The sequence below is a fragment of the Flavobacterium sp. HTF genome, from assembly GCF_003105115.1.
Taxonomy (GTDB): domain Bacteria; phylum Bacteroidota; class Bacteroidia; order Flavobacteriales; family Flavobacteriaceae; genus Flavobacterium.
Map to the genome: position 1 here is coordinate 1 of NZ_QETH01000147.1, position 6,751 is coordinate 6,751.

Annotated in this window: 7 protein-coding genes; 5 read left to right on the forward strand and 2 right to left on the reverse strand. The window is 33.4% G+C overall.

Annotation, left to right across the window (positions count from 1 at the left end; translation table 11 throughout):
* The first annotated feature begins 159 nt into the window (after positions 1 to 159).
* Positions 160 to 822: a ribulose-phosphate 3-epimerase gene (gene rpe, locus DCO46_RS21925; RefSeq protein WP_116754602.1), complete on the forward strand. Its 663-nt coding sequence runs from the start codon at positions 160 to 162 to the stop codon at positions 820 to 822.
* Here rpe and DCO46_RS21930 read toward each other — a convergent pair.
* Complete coding sequence (locus tag DCO46_RS21930; protein ID WP_116754603.1) at positions 799 to 1,581, reverse strand: DNA/RNA non-specific endonuclease; 783 nt, start codon at positions 1,579 to 1,581, stop codon at positions 799 to 801. The two genes, rpe and DCO46_RS21930, sit on opposite strands and share 24 nt — an antisense overlap.
* A gap of 82 nt (positions 1,582 to 1,663) precedes the next feature.
* On the reverse strand, positions 1,664 to 3,847 hold the full coding sequence (locus DCO46_RS21935; protein WP_116754604.1) for a carboxy terminal-processing peptidase: 2,184 nt from the start codon (positions 3,845 to 3,847) through the stop codon (positions 1,664 to 1,666).
* Positions 3,848 to 4,048: 201 nt separating this feature from the next.
* Between DCO46_RS21935 and surE the strand changes: the two genes are divergently transcribed.
* The 4 genes from surE to DCO46_RS21955 all read left to right on the forward strand — a co-directional run.
* Positions 4,049 to 4,828 (forward strand): 5'/3'-nucleotidase SurE, encoded by a 780-nt coding sequence (surE, locus tag DCO46_RS21940; RefSeq protein ID WP_116754605.1) that lies wholly within the window; start codon positions 4,049 to 4,051, stop codon positions 4,826 to 4,828.
* Positions 4,821 to 5,099, forward strand: a complete 279-nt coding sequence (locus tag DCO46_RS21945; protein WP_116754606.1) for a hypothetical protein — start codon at positions 4,821 to 4,823, stop codon at positions 5,097 to 5,099. The genes surE and DCO46_RS21945 overlap by 8 nt, the downstream gene beginning before the upstream one ends.
* A gap of 66 nt (positions 5,100 to 5,165) precedes the next feature.
* On the forward strand, positions 5,166 to 6,281 hold the full coding sequence (gene lpxB, locus DCO46_RS21950) for a lipid-A-disaccharide synthase (protein WP_116754607.1): 1,116 nt from the start codon (positions 5,166 to 5,168) through the stop codon (positions 6,279 to 6,281).
* A gap of 10 nt (positions 6,282 to 6,291) precedes the next feature.
* Positions 6,292 to 6,751 (forward strand): C40 family peptidase (locus DCO46_RS21955; protein WP_133244624.1); only part of this gene is annotated, 460 nt, incomplete at its 3' end.

The window sequence follows — 6,751 nt, forward strand, 5'->3', positions numbered from 1 at the left end:
AGAGTCGCAAAGTTTATTATTCTTTGCGACTCTGCGACTTTGCGAGATTCTTTAAAAAAACTTTGTGTGCTTTGCGTAAATCTTAGCGCACTTTGCGGTTAAATTTCACTGCAAATCATAAAAAATTTATCTTTGTAAAAAACAACACACAACTACACAATGAAAAATACACTTGTTGCCCCTTCAGTTCTTGCAGCGGATTTTGCAAATCTACAACGTGATATCGAAATGATTAATAACAGTCAGGCTGATTGGTTTCATATTGATATTATGGACGGGGTTTTTGTTCCTAATATTTCTTTTGGAATGCCTGTTCTGGAAGCGATTTCAAAACATGCAAAAAAGTATATTGATGTACATTTAATGATTATTGATCCGGACCGCTATATTAAGACTTTTGCTGATTTAGGAGCAAATGGCCTGACGGTACATTATGAAGCCTGCACGCATTTGCACAGAACTTTGCAGGCTATTAAAGCAGAAGGAATGAAAGCCGGGGTAGCAATTAATCCTCACACCAATATTGACTTACTGGAAGATGTTATAAATGACATTGACCTTGTTTGTATTATGAGCGTAAATCCGGGTTTTGGAGGACAGTCTTTTATCGAAAACACATATGCCAAAGTGAAGAAATTAAAAGATTTGATTACACGCAAAAACGCGTCAACACTTATCGAAATTGACGGTGGTGTAACCAACAAAAATGCAAAACAATTAGTAGAAGCAGGAGCTGATGTTTTGGTTGCCGGAAGCTTTGTTTTTAAAGCTGAAAACCCAATAACCACCATTGCTGATCTAAAAGTCCTTACTAGTTTCTAGGTTTTTCAAATTAGGAAAAAAGTCAATTCCGGTCATTTTTTCAATAGTTTCTACAGGAACTACAAAATCATAAATCGAATTGTTGCTCTTTTGGTTCGGAACCAGAAATGCAATTGCTTTGTTTATATTTCCGGATTTGGCTAAAATAATTTTATAAAAATACGTAGGGACAGCAACTTCTTCTGTTCCTATTTTTTTATCAGAGTCTTTCAGAACACCACCAGTTACAACATAAATATCGTTGTACTTACCTGCCCAATAACGTGTTTTTTGCTCTATCCTATTCCATATTCCGCTATTAAAATCATGTTTTTGAGGTGAAATATTTGAGGTATAAAAAGTGTCATTGTAAGCATCCACATCAAATTCCATATCTCCTGCCGGACAAAGATGCCCTTTGTCGTAACCCGATTTTTTATAGTTTCTCCAATCTGCAGAACCTGTGGTCACTTTCGGGTCTTCAATAAAATACGGACGTTTATAATTTCCGTTTTTCAGATATTCTTTCTTTAATTCATAGGCAACCCATTCGGCCTGTTCAAATTTTTCGTTATAAGAAAGTGTATAATATTTATGCTTTACAATTTGCTTAGTTGTAGATGTTGGCAGATAAGCAACAGTATAAAGCGAATCTGTGCTGTTTTGATTGGAAACAATATTCTCCAGTTTATCTTCTGAAAACTCATTTACTCTGTTTTCTTCTTTTTTACAGGAAAGAAAAACAAAACTCACACAACTTATAAATAGAAATTTATTCATATTCAATACATTAAAACCATAAAAAAAACGCTCCGTAAATATAAACTTTCGGAGCGTTTTATGATAAATAATTTTAGGAGAATTAAGACTTAACTAATTTCTCTTTTTTCATTTTTGAAGTACCAGCCTTAACCACATTGTTTTTTGACTGCAAATCATCAAGTACATTTAAAGCTTCTTCAACATAAACATCTTTTGATAATGCCTGGTGCCATGCTTCTCTTTTTTCTTTTAAAGTCGCATCGCTTTTAATTTCCAGCTCTTCGTATGGTAAAGATTTAAATACCAGATTGTTTTTATACTCAGAAATTGGTTTGTATTTTTTTCCTTCGTTTTCAACTTGTTCCTGAGTCGCTTTAAAGCTTGCAATATTTAAGCTATAAGTATTCTCTTTATTCTTAACGTCAATCCATTTTGCATTTTCTTCAATTAATCTAAATTGAGGATTTTGTGCAATTCTTGTGGTACTATTTGCAATAGCCTGATTGAATTTTTTATTTTCTGCCCATGTGCTGTAATCAGCAGGATCAATTTTATCCCAAGGCATTGCATTATCAATATCACGTTCTCCCATTTTTAGGTATGCATAACGATCTGGCATAACAACATCACTATGAACACCTTCTAACTGAGTTGAACCTCCGTTGATTCTGTAAAATTTCTGACCTGTAATTTTTAATGCACCTAAATCTCCATAAGTTGTATTACGAACAAATTGGTTTAGATCCAGTACATTTTGTACAGTTCCTTTTCCGTAAGTTTGTTTACTACCAATGATGATTCCACGTTTGTAATCCTGAATCGCAGCAGCCAAAATTTCTGATGCAGAAGCAGAGAAACTGTTCACCATAATTACCAAAGGTCCATCCCACTCGATTTTTTTATCTTTATCGTATAAAACTTCTTTCTTTTTTCCTGCAGATTTTACCTGAACAATTGGTCCTTCCTGAATAAATAAACCGGCAATATCAACAACAGTAGATAAAGATCCTCCTCCATCGTCACGAACGTCAAGTACGATTCCGCTTATGTCTTCTTTTTTAAGTCTTTCAACTTCAAGGGCAATATCTTTTCCGGCATCGCGTCCGTCTTTATTTTCAAAATCGATATAAAATTTAGGTAAATAAATTACACCGTATTTTAAACCATTTTTCTCGACAATACTCGATTTCGCATATGTCTCTTCAATTTCGACTACGTCTCTAATAATTGAAATTACTTTGATACTTCCGTCAACTTTTTTAACTGTAAGTTTAACTTCTGTTCCTTTATGCCCTTTGATCTTTTTAACCACATCATCCAGACGCATCCCTACAACATCAACAGGCTCTTCATTTCCTTGTCCCACTTTTAAGATTAAATCTCCTGCTTCCAGTTGTTTACCTTTCCATGCCGGACCTCCTGAAATTAACTCATCAATTTGAGTAAAATCATTTTTCTTAGTCAGTCTTGCTCCGATACCTTCTAGTTTTCCACTGATATTAACATCAAAACGGTCTTTTTCTTCTGGTGCAAAATAACTTGTATGCGGGTCAAAACGGGTCATGATTGAGTTTACATATACTGAGAACCAATCTTCTTTATTTAAATCCTTAATAAGGCTAAAATTATCGTCTAATGATTTTAATGAACTCTCGCGGGTTTCTTTTTCTAAAGCTTCAAAAGATTTTGCTTTATAAGCAGGATCTGTTTTCTTTTTATCTTCTTCTAATTTTTGTTTGGTAACAAGAGAAGAAAGTGTTGAAAGTTTTATCTGTTTTCTCCATCTTTCATTGATTTCAACAGCATTTTTCGCATATGGAGAATGTTCGTAATCGGAATTAAAAGTCTCATCAACATTATAGTTGAAAGGCTGTGCTAAAATAGTCTTATATCGTTTTTTGCTTTCTTCCATACGTTTCATCAATCGTGTATAAGTAAGGTTGAAAAACGTAAGGTCTTTATTCAGAAACTGATCATCAAGCATCAGTTCATATTGTCTGAATTCATCAATATCAGACTGCAGAAAGAACCTTTTTGAAGGATCTAATGCATCAATATAATCTTTAAAAATTCCCTTAGAAAACTCATCATTTATTTCAGCAGGGCTGTAATGTCCTTTTTCAATAACAAAAGCAAGTAATTCTAAAAGTGTTTTATCTCTGTTTGGGTCCGGATCAATTGTCTTATCTGCATTTATTTTAAAAGCAAATAAGGTAAGCGACAAGCATAATACGGCTATAAGTATTTTATAATTTCGTTTCATAAATTTAATAATAGCATTCATCAATTTTTTAATCTAAGTTACTGCAAAACTATACCAATAAAGCCAAGTTGGGTATAATTTTTTGTTAAAGATATAAAAATGTTTGACTTACAAAAGACAAGTTTTACTTAGTTGACAAATTTTATTTTATTTGTTACTATTCTAAGAAAATCTGTCATTACATTTGCTTTTATTTGACAAAATGCCAAAACATTTTATATTATGAAAAAAGAAAAACCGCTGATATTAGTTACCAATGATGATGGCATTCTTGCTCCGGGAATCCGTGCTTTAATAAGCGTCATGAAGACTATCGGAGAGGTAATAGTCGTAGCACCTGACAAACCGCAAAGCGCTACAGGACACTCGATTACAATAAACAGCACCTTATATCTGGATAAAATTTCAAAAGAAAACGATGCTATAACTGAGTACAGTTGTTCAGGAACTCCTGTTGATTGTGTAAAACTTGCCGTTAATGAAATCTTAAAGAAAAAACCGGATCTTTGCGTTTCGGGAGTAAATCACGGATCAAATTCTTCTATAAACGTGATTTATTCGGGAACGATGAGTGCGGCTGTTGAAGCTGGTATTGAAGGAATTCCCGCAATTGGTTTTTCATTATTGGATTATGACTGGAATGCTGATTTTGAACCGATAAAATCTTTTATCAAAAAAATCACTTTAGAAACCATTTCCAATGGATTACCTGAAGGTGTGGTACTGAATGTCAATTTTCCTAAATTAAAAGAAAAAGAAATCAAAGGAATAAAAGTCTGCCGTCAGGCGAAGGCGCTTTGGGTCGAAAAATTTGACAAGCGAAAAACTCCTTTCGGAAAAGATTATTACTGGCTTTCGGGCGAATTTATCAATCAGGATAAAGGAGAAGATACAGATGAATGGGCTCTTGAAAACGGATATATTTCGGTAGTTCCCGTACAATTTGATTTAACCGCGCATCATTCTATACAACAACTTAATACCTGGAAACTAAATGAATAATAATTACAAAGATTTACTCGTCGGATTTATTGTCGGCATTTTCACTTCTCTCTTAGGGAGTTATTTGTTTATTACGTTTTTTACTCAATTTGATTTTTTAACCGGAATGAAAGCCATGAGAGAATATGGTTATTTGGGAAAAATAATCACAATCGGAACGATGTTAGATCTTGCCGTTTTTGCCATTTTATTAAAAAGAAATAAAGAATTTATGGCAAGAGGAGTTATTCTCGCAGTGATTGTTTTGGCAATTTCTACTATAATTATTTAAATCTTATCTTTGCAATGCAAAAAAAGTTGTGTGTAAAACCACAGCAGATTCTCAAATAAAACAAATATGAAATATTATATAATAGCTGGTGAAGCCTCCGGAGACTTACATGGTTCAAATTTAATGAAAGCATTATACGAGGAAGATCCTCAGGCCGAAATTAGATTTTGGGGCGGTGATTTAATGCAAAAAGCCGGCGGGACTTTAGTTAAACACTACCGTGAACTGGCTTTTATGGGTTTCATTGAGGTTATATTTAATTTAAAAACTATTCTGAGCAATATTACTTTTTGCAAGAAAGACATCTTAGAATTCAAACCCAATGTTATTGTTTTTATAGATTATCCGGGATTTAATATGCGAATTGCCAAATGGGCAAAAGCACTGAATTATAAAACACATTATTATATTTCTCCACAAATCTGGGCCTGGAAAGAAAACAGGATCAAAGCCATTAAAAATGATGTGGACAAAATGTTTGTGATTCTTCCTTTTGAAAAAAGTTTTTATGAAGACAAACATCATTTTCCGGTAGATTTTGTAGGCCATCCTCTTATCGATGCGATTCATAATCAGCCTCCTTTTGATGAAACTATTTTCAGAAGAGAAAACAATTTAAGCGAAAAGCCAATTGTTGCTGTTTTGCCGGGAAGCCGTCAGCAGGAAATCACTAAAATGCTTAGCGTTATGCTTAGTGTCGTTGATGATTTTCAGGAATATGAATTTGTAATTGCCGGCGCTCCGAGTCAGGAATATGAATTTTACCAGCAATTTATCACCAATAAAAATATCAAATTTATTTCTAATAAAACATACGATTTACTTCGCTCATCAACCGCGGCTTTGGTAACATCGGGAACGGCGACTTTAGAAACTGCTCTCTTTAAAGTGCCTGAAGTAGTTTGTTATAAAGGCAGTAACATTTCTTACCAGATTGCAAAACGTATTATTACATTAAAATATATTTCACTTGTCAATTTAATTATGGACAAGGAAGTGGTTACGGAATTAATTCAGAGTGACTGCAATACAAAACGTATTAAAGAAGAATTGAAAAAACTGCTTGAACCGGCTTATCGCGAAAAACTTCTAAAAAATTATGACATTTTAGAAGAAAAGCTAGGAGGAATAGGAGCCAGTAAAAAAACTGCAAAACTTATCGTTGCCGATTTAAAAAATTAAAGATTTCGTTTTGAAAAAAATACTCGTTTTACTTATTTTATCCATCATTTTTACCTCCTGCAAATCAGGTTCATCTGCGGTAAGCAAAAGTGAATCAAAACGGGAAAATAAATATGTCGTAAAGAATTTAATCGAAGTTGCGACAGATAATATCGGTGTACGCTACAAAGCAGGCGGAACAAACAAAAACGGATACGATTGTTCCGGATTGGTTTTTAGTTCTTTTCAGTCTGAAAACATTATATTGCCCAGAACTTCATTTGAACAATCCAAAATTGGAAAAATAATTAAGTTTAATGACGCACAAAAAGGTGATTTAATCTTTTTTAAAACTAATAAAAACAAACAAATCAATCACGTTGGCCTTATCACAGAAGCAAATTCCGATGAAATAAAATTTGTACATTCCTCTACAGCAAAAGGAGTTATTATTTCTTCTACCAAAGAACCTTATTATCAAAATTCATTTT